Source organism: Mycobacterium intracellulare ATCC 13950 (assembly GCF_000277125.1).
GTDB lineage: Bacteria > Actinomycetota > Actinomycetes > Mycobacteriales > Mycobacteriaceae > Mycobacterium > Mycobacterium intracellulare.
Window position 1 is genome coordinate 686957 of the sequence record NC_016946.1, and the last position, 21670, is coordinate 708626.

General features: G+C 66.9%; 23 protein-coding genes and 1 tRNA gene. 15 read left to right on the forward strand and 9 right to left on the reverse strand.

Annotation, left to right across the window (positions count from 1 at the left end):
* Positions 1–412 precede the first annotated feature (412 nt).
* Together OCU_RS51580 and OCU_RS51860 are read right to left on the reverse strand one after the other, a co-directional pair.
* Positions 413–784 carry a hypothetical protein gene (locus tag OCU_RS51580; RefSeq protein ID WP_044059196.1) on the reverse strand — a complete coding sequence of 124 codons (372 nt, stop codon included), beginning with the start codon at positions 782–784 and terminating at the stop codon, positions 413–415.
* A gap of 107 nt (positions 785–891) precedes the next feature.
* Entirely contained in the window at positions 892–2361 is a 1470-nt protein-coding gene (locus OCU_RS51860; protein WP_014379125.1) for a rolling circle replication-associated protein, read from the reverse strand.
* A gap of 173 nt (positions 2362–2534) precedes the next feature.
* Between OCU_RS51860 and OCU_RS28450 the strand changes: the two genes are divergently transcribed.
* A tRNA-Phe gene (locus OCU_RS28450) sits at positions 2535–2602 on the forward strand.
* 135 nt (positions 2603–2737) lie between these two features.
* On the opposite strand, the gene OCU_RS28455 is transcribed toward OCU_RS28450, so the two are convergent.
* Together OCU_RS28455 and OCU_RS28460 are read right to left on the reverse strand one after the other, a co-directional pair.
* A complete protein-coding gene (locus tag OCU_RS28455; RefSeq protein WP_008253525.1) occupies positions 2738–3577 on the reverse strand; it encodes a mycofactocin-coupled SDR family oxidoreductase in 840 nt (279 codons plus the stop codon).
* 160 nt (positions 3578–3737) lie between these two features.
* Positions 3738–4292 carry a TetR/AcrR family transcriptional regulator gene (locus tag OCU_RS28460; protein WP_085976839.1) on the reverse strand — a complete coding sequence of 185 codons (555 nt, stop codon included), beginning with the start codon at positions 4290–4292 and terminating at the stop codon, positions 3738–3740.
* 186 nt (positions 4293–4478) lie between these two features.
* Here OCU_RS28460 and OCU_RS28465 point away from each other — a divergent pair, with 186 nt between their 5' ends.
* Positions 4479–4679 carry a ferredoxin gene (locus OCU_RS28465; RefSeq protein ID WP_008253529.1) on the forward strand — a complete coding sequence of 67 codons (201 nt, stop codon included), beginning with the start codon at positions 4479–4481 and terminating at the stop codon, positions 4677–4679.
* Positions 4680–4719: 40 nt separating this feature from the next.
* Positions 4720–6000 (forward strand): cytochrome P450, encoded by a 1281-nt coding sequence (locus OCU_RS28470; protein ID WP_008253531.1) that lies wholly within the window; start codon positions 4720–4722, stop codon positions 5998–6000.
* Here the strand turns inward: OCU_RS28470 and pdxR are convergent.
* A complete protein-coding gene (pdxR, locus tag OCU_RS28475) occupies positions 5984–7369 on the reverse strand; it encodes a MocR-like pyridoxine biosynthesis transcription factor PdxR (protein WP_014379128.1) in 1386 nt (461 codons plus the stop codon). The genes OCU_RS28470 and pdxR overlap by 17 nt on opposite strands.
* A gap of 115 nt (positions 7370–7484) precedes the next feature.
* Between pdxR and OCU_RS28480 the strand changes: the two genes are divergently transcribed.
* Genes OCU_RS28480 through OCU_RS28490 form a run of 3 tightly spaced genes read left to right on the forward strand, consistent with a single transcriptional unit; the run spans position 7485 to position 10004 of the window.
* Positions 7485–8372 (forward strand): class I SAM-dependent methyltransferase, encoded by an 888-nt coding sequence (locus tag OCU_RS28480; protein WP_020188701.1) that lies wholly within the window; start codon positions 7485–7487, stop codon positions 8370–8372.
* 58 nt (positions 8373–8430) lie between these two features.
* Positions 8431–9138 (forward strand): M15 family metallopeptidase, encoded by a 708-nt coding sequence (locus OCU_RS28485; protein ID WP_026071469.1) that lies wholly within the window; start codon positions 8431–8433, stop codon positions 9136–9138.
* Positions 9139–9197: 59 nt separating this feature from the next.
* On the forward strand, positions 9198–10004 hold the full coding sequence (locus OCU_RS28490; RefSeq protein ID WP_014379131.1) for a methyltransferase domain-containing protein: 807 nt from the start codon (positions 9198–9200) through the stop codon (positions 10002–10004).
* 4 nt (positions 10005–10008) lie between these two features.
* Here OCU_RS28490 and OCU_RS28495 read toward each other — a convergent pair whose 3' ends face one another.
* On the reverse strand, positions 10009–10833 hold the full coding sequence (locus OCU_RS28495; protein WP_014379132.1) for an SDR family oxidoreductase: 825 nt from the start codon (positions 10831–10833) through the stop codon (positions 10009–10011).
* A gap of 69 nt (positions 10834–10902) precedes the next feature.
* Between OCU_RS28495 and OCU_RS28500 the strand changes: the two genes are divergently transcribed.
* The 6 genes from OCU_RS28500 to OCU_RS28525 all read left to right on the forward strand — a co-directional run bounded on the left by OCU_RS28500 (position 10903) and on the right by OCU_RS28525 (position 16030).
* The gene (locus tag OCU_RS28500) at positions 10903–12480 is read left to right on the forward strand and encodes a methylmalonyl-CoA mutase family protein (RefSeq protein ID WP_009954414.1); all 1578 of its coding nucleotides are present in this window, start codon (positions 10903–10905) and stop codon (positions 12478–12480) included.
* Positions 12481–12915 carry a cobalamin B12-binding domain-containing protein gene (locus OCU_RS28505; RefSeq protein WP_008253559.1) on the forward strand — a complete coding sequence of 145 codons (435 nt, stop codon included), beginning with the start codon at positions 12481–12483 and terminating at the stop codon, positions 12913–12915.
* Positions 12900–13856 carry an LLM class F420-dependent oxidoreductase gene (locus tag OCU_RS28510; protein WP_041787017.1) on the forward strand — a complete coding sequence of 319 codons (957 nt, stop codon included), beginning with the start codon at positions 12900–12902 and terminating at the stop codon, positions 13854–13856. The genes OCU_RS28505 and OCU_RS28510 overlap by 16 nt, the downstream gene beginning before the upstream one ends.
* On the forward strand, positions 13853–14896 hold the full coding sequence (locus OCU_RS28515) for a CaiB/BaiF CoA transferase family protein (RefSeq protein WP_014379134.1): 1044 nt from the start codon (positions 13853–13855) through the stop codon (positions 14894–14896). Before OCU_RS28510 ends, OCU_RS28515 begins: the two co-directional genes overlap by 4 nt.
* A 141-nt stretch (positions 14897–15037) precedes the next feature.
* On the forward strand, positions 15038–15514 hold the full coding sequence (locus OCU_RS28520; RefSeq protein WP_014379135.1) for a hypothetical protein: 477 nt from the start codon (positions 15038–15040) through the stop codon (positions 15512–15514).
* 90 nt (positions 15515–15604) lie between these two features.
* Positions 15605–16030 (forward strand): nuclear transport factor 2 family protein, encoded by a 426-nt coding sequence (locus tag OCU_RS28525; RefSeq protein WP_009954409.1) that lies wholly within the window; start codon positions 15605–15607, stop codon positions 16028–16030.
* Positions 16031–16097: 67 nt separating this feature from the next.
* Here OCU_RS28525 and OCU_RS28530 read toward each other — a convergent pair whose 3' ends face one another.
* The 3 genes from OCU_RS28530 to OCU_RS28540 are packed head-to-tail and all read right to left on the reverse strand — an operon-like array spanning position 16098 to position 18068.
* Positions 16098–17360, reverse strand: coding sequence for an amidohydrolase family protein (locus tag OCU_RS28530; RefSeq protein WP_009954408.1), 1263 nt, complete (start codon positions 17358–17360; stop codon positions 16098–16100).
* A 36-nt stretch (positions 17361–17396) separates the two neighbouring features.
* The gene (locus tag OCU_RS28535; RefSeq protein WP_009954407.1) at positions 17397–17711 is read right to left on the reverse strand and encodes a DUF4286 family protein; all 315 of its coding nucleotides are present in this window, start codon (positions 17709–17711) and stop codon (positions 17397–17399) included.
* 18 nt (positions 17712–17729) lie between these two features.
* Positions 17730–18068, reverse strand: coding sequence for a 2Fe-2S iron-sulfur cluster-binding protein (locus OCU_RS28540; protein ID WP_014379137.1), 339 nt, complete (start codon positions 18066–18068; stop codon positions 17730–17732).
* Positions 18069–18193: 125 nt separating this feature from the next.
* Here OCU_RS28540 and OCU_RS28545 point away from each other — a divergent pair, with 125 nt between their 5' ends.
* Genes OCU_RS28545 through OCU_RS28555 form a run of 3 tightly spaced genes read left to right on the forward strand, consistent with a single transcriptional unit; the run spans position 18194 to position 21552 of the window.
* Complete coding sequence (locus OCU_RS28545; RefSeq protein WP_009954406.1) at positions 18194–19600, forward strand: class I adenylate-forming enzyme family protein; 1407 nt, start codon at positions 18194–18196, stop codon at positions 19598–19600.
* A complete protein-coding gene (locus tag OCU_RS28550; RefSeq protein WP_009954405.1) occupies positions 19578–20483 on the forward strand; it encodes an acyl-CoA dehydrogenase family protein in 906 nt (301 codons plus the stop codon). The genes OCU_RS28545 and OCU_RS28550 overlap by 23 nt, the downstream gene beginning before the upstream one ends.
* Positions 20470–21552 (forward strand): acyl-CoA dehydrogenase family protein, encoded by a 1083-nt coding sequence (locus tag OCU_RS28555; RefSeq protein WP_009954403.1) that lies wholly within the window; start codon positions 20470–20472, stop codon positions 21550–21552. Before OCU_RS28550 ends, OCU_RS28555 begins: the two co-directional genes overlap by 14 nt.
* Positions 21553–21670 lie beyond the last annotated feature (118 nt).

Below are 21670 nucleotides of genomic sequence, written 5' to 3' on the forward strand. Positions count from 1 at the left end.
CATAGCCCGGATCGGGCTCGCGCACACTGCGCAACTAAAAAGTGTCAACGGCAAGCGAAAACTGATCAGCTTGCCGCGCAGTGGTCAGTATTCAGTTGCCGCCGACAAAAAGTCGATTCCCAGTCGGTATGCGGGCCCGCAGGGCACGAAACGCTATCCGCGCCAGCGACGCATCGAGACAGAAGTGAACGACCCGATCGAAGTGCGGCGTGACGGTAGGTGTTCACCCCGATGTCAACCACAGGACCGGGAACACGCGTTCGCCACGATCGGACAAGCCGGAAGGCAGCAGCACCGAATCACCGGGATACATCATGCTGTCATGCACATCGCATCACACCGGCGTTGGGGGACATCCACCCTCAGCGACCCACGTGTCTTTCGTGGCCAGCTTAAGAGCAGACTCATTGCCTCAGTCAGCATCAGTAACACGTTCGGCGCCAGCGGCTTTTAGCAGCTGGTCGCGCGCTTCATGAAGCCTATCGAGGGCGCTCTTCAAGTCGAGAGCGGCGTCGGCCAATTCAGAGCGGGCCGCCGGGTCGCCGTGTGAAGCAAGGCTCGCGGTCGCCGACGTGAGCGCCCTAACGTGGCGCATGACATCAATGGTGTAGCGAGCGGTCCGCATCGCGGTGGCACCCTCGGTTCGCTGGAGATGATCTCTCATGAGACCTAGCCAATCATCGATCGTGTATCGATCGAAGTTGTACATCGCGTTGAGCACCCAGCGTTGCCAGGCCGGTGGGCGTTGTGATGACGTCCGGAGCAGGACCGGAGGAGTAACCATGATCGAAATTTTAGGGCGCGAAACCGGCGTTTTCGACGGTCAGAATAAAGAATGTATGACGTGACGAACCCGAGTGCGCATTGTGGCAATGGATGAGTTCGGCTGCTTTATCTAGGTGACGCCCCCGACACTGCGGCAGCTAGGTTGGACGCAAAAGCCGGACCGTCATTCACTAGTGCGTATCCGCCCGCGAGGCCTCCTTGGCTGCAGAAGGCTCGTCGTCGGCGCACCCTCCGGAAGGTCACGACGCCCGTGTACTGACCAACGCGGGGGACCAGGCGAGTGGCCGTGCGCGGCACGACGGCGGTGGGGAAGCTGCTGCCGGGATTGCCGTATATCGCTTGGCTACGTGACCAGCGTCGCACGATCCGGCGCGCAGCCAGGTATGCGTCCTGAGCTACCTCTACAACCGCAATGGCCTTCTTGAGTCCGCAGACACCCCAGAATCGGCCGGGTCCGCGCCCAGGTTGCTGCCACAAATTGGGCACGATATGCTGATATTCCTTGTCGCCGTTGATGTTTGGCGATGAGTGTTTGGTGAAGTAGATAGCCAGGCGTTTCGGGTCACACGCACGTAATCCGTTGCGAACATCGATGGCCGTGCCAGCGAGCAAATGGCGCTCGCGCTGCTCGGGATCCGGATGGCCGACGATCTCCGCCCATTCGCGCGAGAGCCAGTCGCGGAATTTGACGCCGGATCGGCCTACCGCATGCGGCGGAGCCATCCAGAGGTGAATGTGCGGAGCGCCGCGGCGTTGAAATTCCAGCTTCCAGATGTAGCGGGCCGGTTCACCCCATTCCCGTTGAAAACGTTTGCGCCACAGCATCATATGCCGCTTTACGCTAGCCCCATCAGGTGCTACAGATTCCCAGTCGCCGGGGTAGGTCAAGGTGACCATTGCAGGGACACGGTCGCACTCCACCAGTGGCGTGTAGTCGAGCTCGGCGAAGGTGCGACACATTGCCGCGCGCGACTTGCGAGACCATTCGGTGATCGCACGGGCTGCCGAGTCGGGAATGTTGCGACCGGCCTCAATGCGATCAACCTCTGCCGTCACATCGAGGCGGTGTCGTTTGACTGCACGCTCAGATGCCTTTTCCGGACGCACCGGGTTGGTCCAGCCGAGTCGGACTACACCGGGGCCGATCGTGATCCGAAATCGGCCGGACTCAGGTTCTACGCCCAGCCGGCCCCGCCCTCGCGCCCACGGCCCCGCCGGTTCAAAGAGTGCTGCCGCCGAGGCCACCAGCTCGGGCCTTGGGAACCGCAGTCCGAGGGCATCTGCCGCCGATAACTGCGCATCAACACCGCCCTCGGCGGCATCGCGGACACTTTTGGCACATATAACAAGCCCGTTGGTCCCAGCCGGAACACGGCCTACGCCGCTCCCGCCGTCCGACCGACCGCTACCGCTCTCGCGCCCTGCGGCCCTGGCGGCCTCGGGCACTCGCGGCCTCCCGGCGTCCGCGGCTCCGTCCGTGTTCCGGCTGGCCGTTCGGCTTGTGTCCGGCCGAAGAGTGGGTCGCTCCGCGGTCGTGCTCGTTGGACGGGCGGTCGACCTCGTGATGCTGGGCATCGCGCATCTGCTCCCCGGGAGCCCTCGGCGCGCATCACTGAGTGAAGGGCGATGAAGGGGTCCCTGTCGGGAGTGCTGTCACCGTGTCCGGTTTGTGTCCGATCGTCGGACGGGCAGCCTGCGTCAGACGCGCTCAGCGCGCCGCATTTGACGCATGAACGACGTTAAACCGCAGGCCAGTGGCCATTCCGTCCGCCTGAAAAGCGGAAGGTCGGCGGTTCGATCCCGCCCCTGGCCACCACGATGGTGATCACCAATCGATCGTTTGACCCGTCGGCTGCATGGACGGTCGCCAAGTGCCAGCAGGCCCCGTGGGCGCTGCTGGCGGGCGGTCGACGACCACGGCGGGCTGGGCCGCCATTGATGGGCGAAGCCCTTACTTGAGCATGCTCCCGGCATCGACGGTGACCGGAAGACCTGTGATGTAACGCGATTCGTCGGAAGCCAGGAACAGCACCGCGTTGCTGATGTCCACCGGCTCGACCCAGCCGACCGGCAGCACGTGCATGAACTGCGCGGCCACCTTGAGGTCATCCGGGCCGGGATTCTTCAGGTCGGGCCGGAACAGCTTCATCGTCCCCTCGTTCATGAACATGGGCGTGTTCACGTTGGTGGGGTGCACCGAGTTCACCCGAATGAAGTGCTCGCCGAGTTCGACGGCGAAGGTGCGCATCAGGCCGACTACGCCGTGCTTGGCGGCGATGTAGTGACCGGTGTGCGGGTAGGCCTTGAGGCCGCCGACCGAGCTGGTCAGAATGATCGAGCCGCCCTGGCCCTGGGAAATCAGGTGCGGCACACCGGCTTTGACGGTTTTCCAGACGCCGGAAAGGTTGACGTCGATCATGTCGCGCCAGTCATCTTCGCTGGTTTTGTCCAAAGTCTGGCCGCCGTTGCCGATTCCGGCGTTGGCGCAGATGATGTCCAACCGGCCCAGCTGCTCGACGCCGCTGTCCACCGCCGCTTTCAGCGCGTCGTAATCGCGAACGTCGACCTCGGCGGTCACGATGCGGCGGTTCAGGCCCTTGATGAGGTCGGCCGTCTCGGCCAGGTCATCGGGCGTCGACGGCGGGATCTCGCTGCTGCTACTGATCGGCGTGCAGATGTCGACCGCGATGATGTCGGCACCTTCCTGCGCCAGGCGCACCGCGTGGCTGCGGCCCTGGCCGCGAGCCGCCCCGGTGATGAACGCGACCTTGCCCTCAACTCTTCCACCCATGACTGCACCTCACCTAGACGTGGCCCGACAATTCTTTGTCGATCGATCAGGAAGGTTGGCATCATTCGTGCGCAGTGTCAACAGACGTGTGCCCGACCGCCCGCTCGGTGGCCGGGATGCGGAAACGGTCCTGTCGCCGCTGCGGTGGCGCCGGCCGGTGCTAGCGGCCGGGCGTGGACGCGGCCGCGGGCGCCGTCAGCAGGCTCATCTGGCGTTCGGCGAACGCGCGCAGCTCGTCGTGTCCCTGGGTGACGCCGACGGCGCTCTCGTTGCACAGGCTGCGGGCCACCTGCGCGATCAGCATCGAGATCGCGACCGGGGGATATTCCTCGAGATCGACTCCGTTGGCGCGTAGCACCATGGTGACGGCCGCGGTCTCGATGTCACGAACGCGCTCGGCGTAGGCCTTGAGTTCGGCGCCAATTGCCTTGCGGTGGTTGGCCAATGCCATGAACTCGGCGTTGAGTGCGGTCACCGCCGTGTCGCTGTTCATCGCCCACAGCGCTCGCAGCGGGTCGTCCTCGGATAGCAGGGCGCGCATGCGCGTCAGCGCGGTCTCGGCACCGGCGCGCAGCACCTCGACGAACAGGTCGTCCATCGTGGGGAAGTAGTAATAGACCAGTGCCTGCTTGACGCCGGCCTCGGCGGCGACCCGCCGGGAGGTGGCCGCGGCATAGCCTTCCTCGCGCATGATGCGGGCGGTGGCCTCGATCAGCTTGCTGCGCGCGCCGGCGTCGGGGTTCCGCTTGGGTTGGCGCGCCGCCGCGCGGTTGGGTGCGCCGGCTTTGCTTGACCGGCCCGCGCGATCCGTGGTAGGCATACCGCATCCTAACAATTTGGTCGATCGATCAGTTTGTGGAGCGGCAAACAAGGGATTGGAGGGCCGGTGACGACGGCTCGCATGCATGTGCGGGTGGATCCGCGCCTGTGTGAGGCGCATGCCCTCTGCGTGGAGATTGCCCCCGAGGTTTTCGAGCTGGGTGACGACGTCGCGACCTGCGACGAGCAACCGGCTGAAGCGTTGCGCCACAGCGTGGAGGCGGCCGTGGCCGCCTGTCCGCGCCAGGCCATCAGCGCCGTCGCCGGCGACACATCAGCGTGATGCACTGCGCTTTCCGGTGCCAGGAAAAGGAATTGGACTCATGACCGATCTCGCCAACGTCGACTACTTCACCGACGCCGACGTCGCGCAAGACCCCTATGACTACTGGGATTACCTGCGCAACCAGGGACCGGTGTTCCGCGAACCGCACTACGGGGTCGTGGCCGTCACCGGCTACCAGGAGGTGCAGGCGGCCTTCAAAGACGTCGATTCGTTTTCCGCGGTCAACGCGATCGGTGGTCCGTTCCCGCCGTTGCCGTTCACCCCGGAAGGCGACGACATCAGTGAGCAGATCGAGGCGCATCGCCACGAGTTCCCGATCTTCGAGCACATGGTCGTCATGGACCCGCCCGAGCACGACAAGGCGCGCTCACTACTCGGCCGGCTGCTGACCCCGCGCCGTCTGCAGGAAAACAAGGACTACATCTGGCAATTGGCCGACCGGCAATTCGACGAGTTCATCGCCAACGGCCACTGCGAGTTCCTCAGCGAGTACGCGAAGCCGTTCGCCACCCTGGCGATCGCCGATCTGCTCGGGGTTCCCGACGAGGACCGCCCGGAGATCCGCCGCAATCTCGGGGCCGGCAACGCGCCGGGCGCCCGAGTGGGCGCGCTGGATCACGAACCGGTGGGCAGCAACCCATTGCAGTACCTCGACGACCTGTTCAGCGCCTACATCACCGACCGGCGACGGCAACCCCGCGAAGACGTGCTGACCGGCCTGGCCACCGCCACGTACCCCGACGGCTCGGTCCCGCCGCTGTTGGAGGTCGTCCGGCCGGCGACGTTCCTGTTCGCGGCCGGGCAGGAGACCGTGACCAAACTGCTCAGCTCGGCGGTGCAGGTCCTCGGCGACGACCCCGAGCTGCAAGAGCGGCTGCGTTCAGATCGAAGCTTGATCGGCACGTTCATCGAGGAGGCACTGCGCATGCAGAGCCCCACCAAGGTGGACTTCCGGCTGGCACGGAAGACCACCACCCTGGGCGGGGTGCACATCCCGGCTGGCACCGTCCTCATGCTCTGTCTGGGTGCGGCCAACCGCGATCCGCGAAAGTTCGACAATCCCAACGAGTTCCGGCCCGATCGGAAGAACGTGCGCGAGCACATCGCATTCGGTCGCGGCATTCACACGTGCGCGGGCGCGCCGCTGGCGCGGGTGGAGGGACAGATCACCATCAACCGCCTCCTGGACCGCACGCGCAAATTCAGGATCAGCGAGGCCAAGCACGGATCGCCCAGTGGCCGTCAGTACCACTACGAGCCGACGTTCCTGCTGCGCGGCCTGACGGAGTTGCACATCGACTTCATCCCGGCCGACTGACGCCCGAGACGGCGGACATCAACTCTCCCAAACGGGCCAGGGCGGTGGTGTATTCGTGTTCGGGCGGTGTCCCGTACCCGATGATGATTCCGTCTCTGCGGCGGCCCGTGCCGTGCCAGAACCGGGTCAGCCCGGTGAGGGCGATGTCGCGTCCGCGCGCCGCGCTCAACACCTCGGCCTCCGAAATGCCCTCGGGCAGCCCGACAACGGCGTGCAGGCCGGCCGAGATGCCCAACACCGGCATCCCGGGGGCGCAGCGGCCGAGGGTAACGACGAGGGCGTCGCGGCGGTTGCGGTAACGCCGCCGCATCCGCCGGATGTGCCGGTCGAGCGCTCCGGATTCGATCAACTCCGCGAATGTCAGCTGCGCGAGCACGTCGGTTCCGCGATCGGCGCGGCGCTTGGCTTCGACCACCCCGTCGACCAACGCGGCGGGTAACGCGAGCCAGCCGAGGCGGAGGCCGGGCGCCAGGCTCTTGCTGGCGCTGCCGGCGTAGACGACGTGTTCGGGCGCCAGGCCCTGCAGCGCGCCCACGGGGTGCCGGTCGTAACGAAATTCCCCGTCGTAGTCGTCCTCGATCAGATACGCGCCCCGGGTCGCGGCGATGTGCGCGAACTCGGTGCGCCGGTTGGCGTCGAGCGTCGCCCCGAGCGGAGCCTGGTGTGCCGGGGTGAGCACCGCCGCGGCGACGGCCGTATTGAATCCCTCGGGCCGCGCACCCCCGTGGTCGACGTCGAGGGGCTCGACGGTGAGCCCGCTCGCCGCCACCGTCGCGCGATGGTCGGGCAGGCAGGGATTCTCGAGCGCGATCGACCGGGCTCCGCCGTTGGCCAGCGCCTCGCACACCAGGCGGAGCCCCTGGGTGAACCCGCTGCAGACGACGATGTGCTCGCCGGTGGTGAGCACCCCCCGCACTCGACCCAGGTAGTTGGCCAGCGCCGCGCGCAAGCGTGGTGACCCGCGCGGGTCCGCCGGCCCCAGTTCGGCGTGGGGGGTGGCCTCGAGGACTCGGCGCAACGCGCGTAACCATTCGGCGCGCGGGAACATGCTGAGGTCCGGGCGGCCGAGGCGAAAATCGGCCGCGTAGCGCTGGGTAACCCGCATCGATTCGATCGGTGCCTGAACGTGCGGTCCGCCCGCCACCTGGGTGGCCGCGCCTGGACGGGTCCGGAGGTATCCCTCGGCCGCCAGTTGCGTGTAGACCTCGACGACGGTGCCGCGGGCAAGCCCGAGCTGTGTGGCGAGGGCACGCGAGGACGGCAGCGCCTCGCCCGCGGCGAGGCGTCCACCCCGGATGGCTTGTCGCAGAGCGGCTTCGAGCGCCGCACGCCGGCCCCGACCCGGGGGAAGTTCGAGGTGCAGGTCCACTCCGGTATCGCGACTGGTCCACGAATTCGGCATCGAATTGGACCTTACCGATGGGCCGGTGGGGTGGATAGCGTCAACACCGGGTGTTTGGTGCAAAGGGGAGACGATGGTTGATGTGGGCGCTCGGCGCCTCGATCGCGCGGCGAGTTGGACCGCCGAAGTCAATGCGTTTCAACGCGCTGCGGAAACGCTGCGGCCACCGGGGCGGCGGCTCGTGGAGGACACGTACTCCCGACATTTCGTCAAACACCCCGCATTGCGCGCCATGTTGGTTCATCGGTGCGCCGCCGACGCCGCTCTTCGGATATTTGACCACCTGTGGGGAGGCCTGCACGCCCACATCGCGCTTCGGGTGCGCTACGTCGACGACGCATGTGAGGCTGCGATCGCCGCGGGGATCGGCCAACTCGTGCTGCTGGGCGCGGGCTTCGACACCACCAGCCTTCGCCGCGCGGGGACCCCGGTGACGATCTTCGAGGTCGACGCGCCAACCACTCAAGCGCACAAGCGCCCGGTCGTCGAGCGGCTGTTGGCGCCGCGGCACAGCTGCCGAATCCATTGGGTCGCCTGCGATTTGGAACGGGACGCGCTGCGCGAAGCACTACTGGCCGCCGGCTTCGACCCCAACCAGCCCGCCCTCGTGGTGTGGCTCGGCGTCACTCCCTACCTGACCCGCGGCGCCATCGACGCGACCCTCGCCGACCTCGCCGGCCTCTGCACCCCGGGGAGTCGCCTCGTCCTGGACCACATCGCCGCGGGCGTCGTCACCGCCGACACCCCGTGGAAGAGCGCGGGCCGGATCACCCGGATGGTGGCCCGGCGCGGCGAACCGTATCGCAGCGACTTCACCGAGGCCGACCTGACCGCCACATTGGCAGCGCACGGATTCGAGCTGCGCGACCACGCGACCGTGCCCGCGCTGTTGCGCCGCTACGACCCGTCGCGCGCAAGCCGGCTCGCGGACGACGACTGGCTCGCCGTCGCGACGGCAGAACGCGAATGAGGCGCGCCCCGAGGGCCAGATAACCCGACGCGGACCGATCAACCGGGACAATGGCCCAATGCGTCGCGCAGGGGTGCTCAGGCTGGCCGCTTTCGCACTCATCCTGGGGTGCGGCCAGGCCTGGGGCACCCCTCGCGCCTCGGCGGGCCCCGACGTGCCGCCGGTCAGCGACGCCGCGCGGGCGGCCGGCTTCGTCGACGTCCGCACCGTCGTTCCCGACGCCGTGCTCGATCTGCGCTACGCGACGACCAACAACTTCACCCACACGCAGCTGTATCCGTCCGACGCCAGATGCCTTGTGCACCAATCGATGGCCCCCGGGCTCGCCGCCGCGGCCGGCGCGCTGCGACCGCAGGGCCACCTCCTGGTCTTCTGGGACTGCTATCGGCCGCATGACGTCCAGGTCAAGATGTTCAGCCTGGTCCCCAACCCCGCCTGGGTGGCACGACCTGGCCAATATGCGCGCAGCCATGAGTCGGGACGCTCGGTCGACGTGACGTTCACGACGCCGCAACAGCCCTGCACGTCGGGACTACACGCGGGTGGGCTGTGCCTGGCCGACATGGGCACCGACTTCGACGACTTCACCTCTCGGGCAACGGCGTTCAACACGCAGGGCATCAGCGCCGACGCGACGGCGAATCGGGCCGCGCTGCGCAACGCCATGAACTATGGCGGCCTGAAGGTGTATTCGGGCGAATGGTGGCATTTCGACGGTCCGGGCGCGGGTCTCGACCTCCCGATTCTCAACGTCCCCGTCGACTAGCGGTCTCATATACCGAGACACTTGTTTCATCATGTGGCTGATCGCCGTAGGCTGGCGAGATGAACGACCGGGCCAGTTACACGCACGGCCACCACGAGTCGGTGCTGCGCAGCCACCGCCGCCGCACCGCCGAAGACTCGGCGGCCTACCTGCTGCCCCACCTGAAACCGGGCCAGTCGGTGCTGGACGTCGGCTGCGGTCCCGGCACCATCACCGCTGACCTCGCCGCGCGCGTCGCACCCGGACCCGTCACCGCCGTCGACCAAGTCGCCGACGTCCTGGGCGTGGCCCGCACCGAAGCCCGACAACGCAACCTGTCCAACGTCTCTTTCGGCACCGCCGACGTGCACGACCTCGACTTTGCCGACGGCACATTCGATGTCGTCCACGCCCATCAGGTGCTACAGCACGTCGCCGACCCGGTGCGCGCCCTGCGTGAGATGCGGCGAGTGTGCGCGCCGGGCGGCATCGTGGCGGTCCGCGACGCCGACTATGCGGGGTTCATCTGGTACCCGCAGCTACCCGCCCTCGAGTTGTGGCGCGAGCTCTACCAACGCGTCGCCCGCGCCAACCGGGGCGAGCCGGACGCGGGCCGGCGGCTGCTGTCCTGGGCACAGCAGGCGGGATTCGACGACATCACGCCCACCGGCAGCCTGTGGTGCTACGCCACACCCGAGACGCGCGAATGGTGGGGCGGCATGTGGGCCGAGCGGATCCTTCATTCGACCGTGGCCAGTGACCTGGTGACCCTTGAGCTGGCCACCCCGGCGCAGCTCGAGGAGATCTCCGCCGCCTGGCGAGAATGGGCCGGCGCGGAAGACGGCTGGATTGCCATCCCGCACGGCGAAATCCTCTGCCGTGCTTAGGTATTCAGTCCAGGAATAGGTCCGGGATCGGCTGCTCGCCGCCGCCGTATCGGGACAGATCCGCGACCCCGGCCGATCGCAGCACCTCGGCGTCGATGTGGCACTGGCCCGTGGCTTCCCGGGCGGGTCGAGAGACGATCTCGACGGCGGCGTCGCCCATGATCTCCGGGCTGCGCGACGACGCGGCCAGCCGGTCGCCATCGGCCATGTTGGTGACCGCCGCGGTGGCGATGTAGGTCTCCGGCCAAAGGCAGTTCACGCCGATCCCGTCGTCCGCGAACTCGGCCGCCCAGCCCAGCGACAGCAGCGTCATCCCGTACTTGGACAGCGTGTAGGCCGGGTGGGCGCCCAGCCAGCGGGGGTTCATGTTGAGCGGTGGCGAGATGGTCAGCACGTGCGGGTTGGCCGACTTCTGGAGGTGGGGCACGCACGCCTTGGTCAGCAGGAACGTGCCGCGCAGGTTGATCTCCTGCATGAGGTCGTATTTCTTGGCCGACAGCACGGCCGTCGGGTCGGTGGCGATGGCGCTGGCGTTGTTGACGCAGATGTCGATGCCGCCGAACCGCTGCACGGCCGCGTCGACCACGCGCTGCACGTCCTCTTCGCGGCGCACGTCGCCCACGACGGCCAGCGCCTTGCCGCCGGCGGACTCGACGTCGGCCGCCGCGGTGTGCACCGTCCCGGGCAGGCGCGGATGGGGTGTGTCGGTCTTGGCCAGCAGCACCACGTTGGCGCCCTGCCTGGCGGCGGCGATGCCAATCGCGAGTCCGATCCCGCGGCTCCCGCCGGAGATCACCACCGTGCGATCGGTGAGCACGTTGTCAGCCATTCGTCTCCTTTGACCAGGTCAAGCATGTGGTATTGGCATTCTCTTTTTTTGCAAGTACGTTATTCACCGATGGATAATACGGCCCACACTCCCTCCGGCATCCCGCTGCAGCCCGTATATGGGCCGGCGGATAGAGGCGCTGAGCCTCCCCAGCCCGGGGAGTTTCCCTTCACTCGCGGCAACTTCGCGTCGGGCTACCGCGGCAAGCTGTGGACCTTCCGCCAATATTCGGGGTTCGGCACCGCCGAGGAGTCCAATCGCCGGTACCGCTACCTGCTGGATCAGGGCGGGACCGGGTTGTCGGTGGCGCTCGACCTGCCGACGCAGTGCGGATACGACTCCGACGACCCCGAGTTCGGTGAGGAGGTCGGCCGGGTCGGCGTCGCGGTGGATACCCTGGCCGACTTCGAGATCCTCTTCGATGGCATCCCGCTGGACAAGCTCAGCACCAGCATGACCATCAACGGCACGGCGGCGATCCTGCTGGCCTTCTACGTCGCCGCGGCCGAGAAAAAGGGCATCCCGCGCTCGAAGCTCACCGGGACCATCCAGAACGACATCCTCAAGGAGTACGCCTCGCGCGGGACCTGGATCTGGCCGCCGGAGCCGTCTTTGCGGTTGATCGCGGACACCATCGAGTTCTGCGCCGCCGAGGTGCCCAGGTTCAACGCAATCTCGGTCGCCGGTGCGCATTTCCGCGACGCCGGGGCCAACGCCGTGCAGGAGATGGCGTTCACCCTCGCCGACGGCGTCACCTACTGCGACACTGTGGTGGAACGCGGCCGCATGACGATCGACCAGTTCGCGCCACAGATCTCGTTCTTCTTCTACACCCACGGGGACTTCTTCGAAGAGATCGCCAAATACCGTGCGGGACGGCGGCGTTGGGCGACGATCGTGCGGGAGCGCTACGGGGCGACGAAGGACAAGGCGGCGATGTTCCGCTTCGGCTGCGTCTGCGGCGGGGCGTCGCTGTATGCCCCGCAGGCCCACAACAACATCGTCCGGGTGGCCTACGAAGCCATGGCCGCCGTATTGGGCGGCGTCCAGTCGATGTTCACGGCGGCCTGGGACGAACCATTCGCGCTGCCCACCGAGGAGACCACCACGCTGGCGTTGCGCACCCAGCAGATCCTCGCGCACGAAACCGGCGTGGCCAGTGTGGCCGACCCGCTGGGCGGCTCGTACTTCGTGGAGGCGCTGACCGACGCGACCGAGGAGCGCATCATCGAGATCATGTCCGACCTCGAGCGGCACGGAGGAATGGTCCATGCCATCGAGGACGGTTACCTACAGGGCCTGATCGCCGACGAGGCATTCAAGATCCACCAGGACATCGAGTCCGGCGACCGCCCGGTCGTCGGCGTCAACCGCTTCGTGACCGAGGAACCCGAACACGATGTCGTCACCTATGAGCTCGACGCCGAAGGGCGTGATCTTCAGCTCAAGCGGCTCTCCAAGGTAAAATCCGAAAGGGATTCGGCCGCAGTGAAATCCAGCCTCGCCGCCCTGTCGCGTTCCGCCGAAGGAGACGACAACCTGATGCACAAGTTGATCGACTGTGCCAACGCCTACTGCACGGTCGGGGAGATGGTCTCCGCGCTCAAAGCAGTGTGGGGCGAGTTCCAGCAGCCGGTGGTGTTCTAAGTGGCCGTTCGCGTTCTCGTTGCCAAACCCGGCCTGGACGGGCACGACCGCGGCGCCAAGATCGTCGCCCGCACCCTGCGTGACGCCGGATTCGAGGTCATCTACACCGGCATCCGCCAGCGTATCGAGGACATCGCCTCGATCGCGGTGCAGGAAGACGTCGCCGTGGTCGGCCTGAGCATCCTGTCCGGTGCGCACCTGGCGCTCACCGCGCGCACCGTCGAGGCGCTGCGCGCCGCCGACGCCGCCGACATCTCGGTCGTCGTCGGCGGGACCATCCCGCACGCCGACGTCCCCAAACTGCTCTCCGCCGGGGCCGCGGCCGTATTCCCCACCGGGACACCGCTGGACAACCTGGTGCGCGACATCCGCGCGCTGACCGGGACCCCCGAGCCCGCTTCGGAAGAAAAAGAGGAACAGTGCGCGTCGGAGTAATGATCGGTGCCGAGCGTGGCGACATGGCCCGCAAGGTGCACAAGCTGGCCTCCGATATCGAATGGGCTGAATCCGCGGGGCTGGACACCGCGTGGATGCCGCAGGTGCCCAACGACTTCGACTGCCTGACCATGGTGTCGTTGATGGCCGCGCACAGCTCGCGCATCGAACTGGGCACCGCGGTGGTGCCGCTGCAGGCCCAGCATCCGATCGCGCTTGCCCGCCACGCGCTTTCGACGCACGCGGTGGCAGGCGGACGGCTGGCTCTCGGTGTCGGGCCGTCGCACCACTGGATCATCCGGGACATGCTCGGCCTGCCGTACGAGAAGCCGGCCGCCTACACCCGCGATTACCTGCAGGTGCTCAACGCCGCCGTCGCCGGGCCGGGGCCGGTGGATGTCGAGAACGATTCGTTCACCGTGCACAACCCGCTGGCGATCGGGGCCGATACCCCGATGCCGGTGCTGGTCGCCGCGCTGGGACCGGTGATGCTGCAGCTCGCCGGTGAACTCGCCGACGGCACCGTGTTGTGGATGGCCGACGAGCGCGCGATCGGTGACCACATCGCGCCGAAGATCACCAAGGCCGCCGCCGATGCCGGGCGACCCCCGCCGCGGATCGTCGCGGGCATCCCGGTATGCCTGTGTGCGCCTTCGCAAGTCGAGGAGGCCAAGGAGCGGGCCAACCGCATCCTGGGGGAGGCCGAGGTGTCGCCCAACTACCAGCGCCTGCTCGACCGCGGCGATGCCCGCGACGTCGGCGACCTGTGCGCGGCCGGCGACTCCGAACAGATTCTGGCCAGGATGCGCCGATTCGCCGATGCCGGCGTGACCGATCTTTCGGTGCGGCTGCTGCCCATCGGTGACAACCGGGACGAGCTGGTCGCGTCCAAGCGTCGTACCCGCGAAATGATCGCCTCGCTCGCCGCGGAATTGCGTTGACTCCCAGCAACACCGGGCCACTGGCGGGGATCCGCATCCTCGAGGTCGGCACCATGCTGGCCGGCCCGTATGCCACCATGCTGCTCGCCGACCTCGGCGCCGAGGTCACCAAGATCGAGCCCGCCGGCGGCGAGATCTCCCGCAGCGTCGGCGCCACGTACTTCGCCAGCCTCAATCGGAACAAGTCCAGCATCTGCCTGGATTTGAATTCGGATGCGGGACAACAGCGCCTGGGCGACCTGGTCGGCGAATCCCACGCGCTGCTGGTGAACTTGAAGCCGTCGGCCATCCGCCGGTTGGGGCTCACCTACGAGCAGCTGCGAGGGCACAACGAGCGGATCGTCTGCGTGGCGATCACCGGCTTCGGCCTGTACGGCGGCGACGACCCCGCGTTCGACTACGTGGTGCAGGCCGGCGTCGGCACCGCGGCGCTGACCGGTGACCCCGACGGTCCGCCGGCGCTGCCCGGCTACTCGTCGGCCGACAACTCCACCGGAATGTCGGCGGCGTTGGGGCTGTTGGCCAAGATCATCTCCGGCACCGGCGGGCAGGTGGACGTGTCGCTGCGCGACGTCATGCTGTCGCAGCTCAACTACCACGCCTCCGCCTACCTCAACAGTGGGGTGGAGCCGCAGCGGCGCCCCCACGGGGCGCACTCGTATTACGTTCCGGCTCAGCTGTTTCCGACCGCGGATGGCCATCTGGCGCTGTTCATCACCCATGACGGGTTCTGGAAGTCGTTCGCCGCGGAGGCAGGCATCGGTGGTTTCGAGACGATGGCCGAGCGGGTAGCCCGCCGCGACGAAGTGCTCGCCGTCGTCACGGCGATGCTGGCGACCGACAGCGCGGCCGGGTGGGAACGCCGGCTGCGCCCGCTCGGGGTTCCGGCCGCGGCCGTCAGGACCCTCCCCGAGGCCCTCGAGGCCACCCCGGAAGTGATTGTGACAGCGGGTGATTTCCGTCTGGTGGGCAGCCCGATTCACGTCTCCGGCTACGAACCCGAGTACCGTCCACCGCCGGAACTGCCGAGCGTCGAGTAGTTGCGCCAGGATCGGCCATTTTCGCGCAACAAGTCGACGTTGGACGCAAAGGCGCTGGCTACGTCTCGCTGGTGAAAGGGGAATTCTCATGGGGCGCATCGGGATCCTGCGACGTTACCTGCGAAAGGCCGGGGTGCGGGCGTGAATGCCTTGCCAACGGTCGAGGATGTTATCGACTCGTACACCGGCCGATCGCACGTGGTGCTGCAATACGGCGCCACCACGAAGCGCCTCGTCGACCAAGCGAAGAAACCGGGCTTCTCGGCGGACAGTTGGAGACCGCTGGCCGAGCTGGTCGCCGTGGGCGAATTCGAGCGAATCGGTGCGTTCAAAGAGGTGATGAAGTGGCCGGACTATGTCGAATTCCTCACCAATTGGGCGACATCGTCGGAGTGGGAGTGTTCTTTCAAGCACATCACCGAGTCCGGCGGCCGCGTGTTTCTCGAACTCGAGGAACGGAGCGAGGTGGGCGAATTCCGTAGCGTGGTCAATTCGCTGACCGTCTATGAGTTCACCGATGATGACCGGATCCGGCACATAGACGTTTATCTCCAGATGACGCCGCCGCCGGCCGAGATGCTCAAAAGTTTTGAGGGAGTGGAACTGCCGCAAGGCTAGTCCGTCCGCCGAACGTCGAGTTATGGCGCCAGAATCGCCGATTTCGCGCAACAAGTCGACGTTCGACGCCAAGGGATATGAGGTGCAACGATGGATCTGCAGCGGGTCGCCGACGAACTCGAAATCACCGCGCTACTCAACAGATACGCCCGGGCCGTTGATGCCAAGGATTGGCAGCTGTACCGCTCGGTCTTCACCGACGACGCGCATATCGACTACTCGTCGGCGGGCGCGGCGGCGGGCCCTCGCGACGAGGTGGCCGCATGGCTGGAGCAGGGCTTCGGCGCGATCCCGATGTCGATGCACTACATCACCAACGTGGAAATCCTGGCGCTGCACGGCGATTCCGCGACGGTGCGCGCCATGTTCTACAACCCCATGCAGTTGCCGGGCATGGCGGAGTTGAGTTACTGCGGCGGCTACTACCACCACGAGCTGACGCGCACCGACGACGGTTGGCGCAGCCGCAGCCTGCGCGAGGAGAACGTGTGGTTCGTCAACCCGCCAACGGGCTGACGATGCCCCGAGCGTCGAGTTGTGGCGCAAAAATCGCCGATTTCGCCCAACAAGTCGACGTTCGGCGTCAGGACGTGGCCAGCTGCTTTTCCTGATAGCGCCGCGCCCATTCGGCGCGCGACCGGATCGACACATCCACGTCGGTTGCCTTGGCGCGCAGGGCCTTGACGGTCGCCTGCTCGCGGGGCGTGCGGGCGAACGGGTCCCAGCCGAAGAACCGGCAGGCGTTGGCCCAGGTGATCTTGTTGATGTCGGAGTCGTCGGCGCCGGCGGCGTTCAGTTCGGCCAGCACCTGTTCGGGCGCGTCGGGCCAGAAGCAGTCCGAGTGCGGGTAGTCGCACTCCCAGGCGATGATGTCGATGCCGATTTCGTGGCGCAGCTTCAGCGACGTCTTGTCGGTGACATAGCAGGCCAGCGAATGCTCGCGGAAGACGTCGCTGGGCAGCTTGTCGCCGAAGTCGCGGCGTAGCCACTTCTGGTTGGTGTAGTGGCGGTCGCTGCGGTCGAGGTAGAAGGGGATCCAGCCGATACCGCCTTCGGAGAAGGCGAATTTCAGGTCGGGGTAGTTGCGCATCGCCGGGCCCCACAGCAGGTCCTGGGCGCACATCGCCGAGACCTGGGTGGCCAGAATGATCATGTTGTCGATCGGGGCGTCGGGCGCCATGCTGATCGCCCCGAAGCCGGTGCCGATGTGCAGACACATCACCACGTTCTCCTCGGACAACGTGCGAAACACCGGCCCCCAGTAGTCCTCGTCGTGGTAGCTCGGAAGTCCTTCCAGATGCGGCAATTCCGGCATGGTGACCGCCCGGCATCCCTTCGCGGCGACCCTACGGATCTCGGCGCACATGCCCTCCGGAGTCCAGGTCGGCAGGATCGCGATGGGGATGAACCGGTCCGGGTAGGAGCCGGCCCATTCGTCGATGTGCCAGTCGTTGTAGGCCGACACCATCACTAAGGTGACGTCCTCGCGCGTCATGTTGAGGTGCCGGGCCGAAAAGCCGGTGAACGTCGGGAAGCACATCGACGCGAGGATGCCGTTGCGGTTCATGTCACGGACGCGCTCGTGGACGTCGTAGACGCCCGGACGCATCTCGGCGAAGCCGGCGGGGTCGCGGCCCCACTCCTCGGCAGGCCACGACACCACGGCGTTGAGTCCGCTCACGCCCTGTGGCCGGCCCTGGTACATCCACTGGTCGACGCCCTTGTCATCGGTCACGACGATCGGTGCCTCGTCCCGGTACTTGGCGGGCACGTGGCGCAGGAACATGTCCGGCGGTTCGACCACGTGGTCGTCAATGCTCACCAGGATCAGGTCATCGGCCTTCATCAATGGGCTCCTCATGTGTGCGCGACGCGAGCTCGGTCAGCCGCTGCACTCGGTGGTGGTTTCGAGCAGTCGTGGAATCGGCGGCGGGTCCAGCTGCAGGGCGTCGGACATGTGCAGCTGCGGCCCGTTGGCGATCATGTTGTCCAGGATTGCCTGCAGATCGTCGCCTTCGATCTCGTAGATGGCCATGTAGGGGCCGTCGCCGTCGACGGGTCGCAGTCGACGTGCCGAGACGAATCCGTCCAGCGCCACCAGCTCACCCAGGTGCACTTCGTCGTACCAGGTGTTGTACTCGTCTTCCCGTTCGGGCGAGCTGGGCCGACTTTCCACGAGGATGATGCCCTTGGCCATCGCAATCTCTCCTGGCTGCTACTCGTAGCGCACCGTGATCGAGTCCGTATCCGGAACGCCCTGGCACGTCAGAATGTAGCCCTCTTCGACCTCGTCGGGTTCGAGAGCGTCGTTGACCCGCATGGTGGCGTGCCCCTCTTCGAGCTTGGCCATGCACGTCCCACAGTTGCCGGCCTCGCAACTGAACGGCGGCTCCAGCCCGGCGCGCCGCGCGGTCTCCAGGAGCGTCTCGCCCGGCACCCTGGGCACCGAGACCTTTTTGCGGTCGAGATGAATCGTCACGGTTCCGGCGCCGGAGCCGTTTGTGGCCGGATCTGTCACCCGTGGGGTCTCCTCGATGATCCGGGTGACCGTCACGTAGACCGCCCCCTTCCGTACTTGCATTCTTCAGTATAGAGAATACTATTCTCACGAAGCGATAGCATCTTCTCAAGACTTGTATGGATGTCGGGTCAGCCCGGTCTGTCAGGGAAGGACGGGACGTGACCGAGCCGGCGGCGCTCGTGTTCGAGGAACGGCGATTCAGCGCGCCCGAACTCCACGCGTTGGCCGACGGATGGTCCGCGGCCCTGGCCAAAGACGGCGTCACAGCAGGTCAGCGGGTCGCGGTCATGGCGTCCAACCGGCCGGAGTTCCTGGCCGTGGTGCTCGCGATCTGGCGGCTGGCCGCCACGGCCGTCCTCATCAGCCCGGCCTGGAAACGCGACGAGGTCGACCACGCGCTCGCGCTGACGGGTCCCGCGCACGCCGTCGGCGACCACCCCGTGCTGTCCGGCCTGATGCCGATGCTGCACCTGGACGAGCCCGTCCCACCGGCCGACCCGGCCACCGGTCCTGCGCCGCCGGCTGAGGCCGACGCGGTGCTGGTGTTCAGCTCCGGCACCACCGGCCTGCCCAAGGCCGTCCGCCACACCCACGCCTCGCTGGACGAGGCCGTGCGGCACTGGCGCCACGCGCTGCAACTGACGCACCATGACCGGATCCAAGTTGCCACGCCACCGTCACACATCCTCGGGCTGCTGAACCTGCTGACCGCGTGGGAGACGGGCGCCTGCGTGCGGCTGCACCGCCGGTTCGACATCGACCGGGTGCTGCACCACATCGAAAGTGACCGCATCACAGTGGAAATGGCGGTCGCGCCGATCGCGCTCGCCATCGCCTCGCACCCTGGCCTGGAATCCTATGACCTGTCGTCGCTGCGCTACATCATGTGGGGAGCCACACCGGTCAACGCCAACGTCGCGCAGACCGTGACCCGGCGCACCGGCGTGAGCTGGCTTCCGGCCTACGGGACCACGGAATTGCCTGTCATCGCCTGTAATCCGATCGAGGACGCGCGACTCGACACCGTCGGTCGCGCGGTACCCGGTGTGGACCTGCGGGTCGTCTCGCTGGAGACGGGCGAGCCGGTCGGCCCCGGTGAGGTCGGTGAGATTCAGGCCCGGTCGGCGTCGCTCATGGCCGGCTACCTGCCGGCAGAAGCGACCGGCGAGGCGATCCGGGATGGCTGGTATCGGACCGGAGACGTCGGGTGGCTGGACACCGGCGGCTGGCTGCGGATCACCGACCGCCTCAAGGAGATGATCAAAGTCCGCGGCTTCCAGGTCGCCCCCGCCGAGATCGAGACGGTGTTGCACGATCATCCGGCGGTGAAAGACTGTGCGGTGTTCGGGATTCCCGACGGAACCAACGGCGAGGCGATCGTCGCCGCGGTCGCGACGTCCGCGCCCGTCGACGCGTCCCAGCTGACCGCCCTGGTGGACGAGAAGTTGGCGTCCTATAAACACCTGAGCCGAGTGGTGTTTGTGCCTGAAATTCCCCGCCTGCCCTCGGGCAAGGTGCTGCGCCGAGTGCTGAAGGAGCGCCATGGATGTACGTCTGACAACTGAACAACAGCAATTACGCGACGCCGCCGCCAAGCTGGCCGACGATCTGGGACCGGCAACGGTCCAGGATCTCGACGACCAGAACCGAATCACGCGCCTGGACAAGCAGATCGAGTCCACGGGCTGGCGCTCGTTGCGCTCCGATGGGGCCTCCGGCGTCGAAGTGGCCATCGTGGCAGAGGAATTGGGGCGTCGTCTGGTTGACACGCCGTTTCTCGGCCCGGTGCTTGCCGACGATCTCGCCCGTCACATCGGCGAAGACGCCTCGGGGACAACGGTCGCGGTCGACGATCGGGTGATCGACGCTCGCGGCGCGCGGCGTGCGTTAGCGCTCTCGGGCGGGTCGGTCTCGGCCGTCGATGTCAAGGCGTTGACCGATGGCGTCGACCTCACGCGGGCCGAGGCGACGATCGTGGGTTCGCCGGTGGCGCTGGGCGAGGTGTCCCCTGAGGCTGCCGAGCAGTGGCGGGCACTGGCTCTGGTCACGACGACGGCAGACCTGGTCGGCGTCGCGCGCGGCGCGCACGCCGTCGCCTGCGACTACGCCAAGATCCGCGAACAATACGGCAAGCAGATCGGGTCGTATCAAGCCATCGCGCATCTGCTGGCCGAAAGCCTTGCGCTGATTGAAGGTTCGGTCAGCGTGTTGCGCCACGCCGCGTGGGCCGTCGACGAGTTGGCACCCGCCGAAGCCATTCGGGCCGCCCAGATCGCCAAGGTCTATTGCGCGCGCGCCACCCGAACCGTCTGTGAGACGGCCATTCAGGTGCACGGCGGCATCGGCAACACCTGGGAATGCGTGGCGCACGTCTACCTGCGCCGCGCCCTGACCTCGACCGAGCTGTGGCCGGTCGCGTTGAAGGAGATCGATCTTGGACTTTCGTGACTCACCCGACGAGGCCGCCTTCCGGGAGCGGCTGCGCACCTGGCTTTCGGCGCACGCCAAGGAGTTCTCCGACACCGGGGACGAGTATTGGGCGCGCATGGCCGACTGGCATCGCGCCCTGTACGACAACGGCTTTTTCGGCCTGTCCTGGCCCCGCGAGTGGGGCGGGCAGGACCTGGCGCCGGTCTACGACGTCATCGTCGACGAGGAGCTGGTGCGCGCGGGCGCACCGCCGCGACCCAGCGTCGGCTATCTGGTGTACGGCATCGGCGAGCACGCCAACGACGAGGTGCGCAAGCGCTTCCTGCCCGGCATCATCAACGGCAGCGAGCGGTGGTGCCAGGGCTTCAGCGAGCCGGGCGCCGGTTCGGATCTGGCCTCGCTGACCACCACCGCCCGCCTCGAGGGCGACAAGTACGTGGTGAACGGGCACAAGATCTGGACCAGCTATTCCGACGTGGCCGACTGGTGCCTGCTGCTCGCGCGCACCGATCCCGCGGCCAAGCGTCACCGCGGCCTGTCGGCGTTCGTCCTGGAGATGAAACAGCCTGGCGTGCAACAGCGCCCGCTGCAGATGATCAACGGCGTGACCAACGAATTCGGCCAGGTGTTCTTCGACGATGCCACGGTCCCGGCGGACCGGATGGTCGGTGCTCCCGGGGACGGCTGGGCGGTGGCCATGACCGTCGTCGGGCACGAACGCGAGCCCTCCACACTGGGATACGCCGCCCGCTACGGCAAGCTCGTCCGAGAGTTGTTGTCGCGGAACGACGGTGACGTGCCCGAGGAGCTGGCGTGGGCCGCGGTCCAGTCGGACATGCTGACCCATCACGTGCGGCGGCGGTTGTCCGAACAGCTCGACGGGGTTTCGCACGGCTCGGAAGGCTCGCTGGACAAGCTGCTGATGACCTGGGTGGAACAATCCGTCGGGCACGCCGCCCTGGCCGTCGCGGGCACGCGTGATCCCGATCTGCTCAGCGCCTACCTGTACAGCCGGGCGCAGAGCGTCATGGGCGGGACATCACAAATACAGAAGAACATCATCGCCTCACGAATCTTGGGATTGTAGGAGTGATCGCGAACGCGGGCGAAGCCCGGGTGAAGCGGGTCACGACCGTTGAAGTAGGAGTGATCGCGAACGCGGGCGAAGCCCGGGTGAAGCGGGTCACGATCATCGAAGGAGTCTG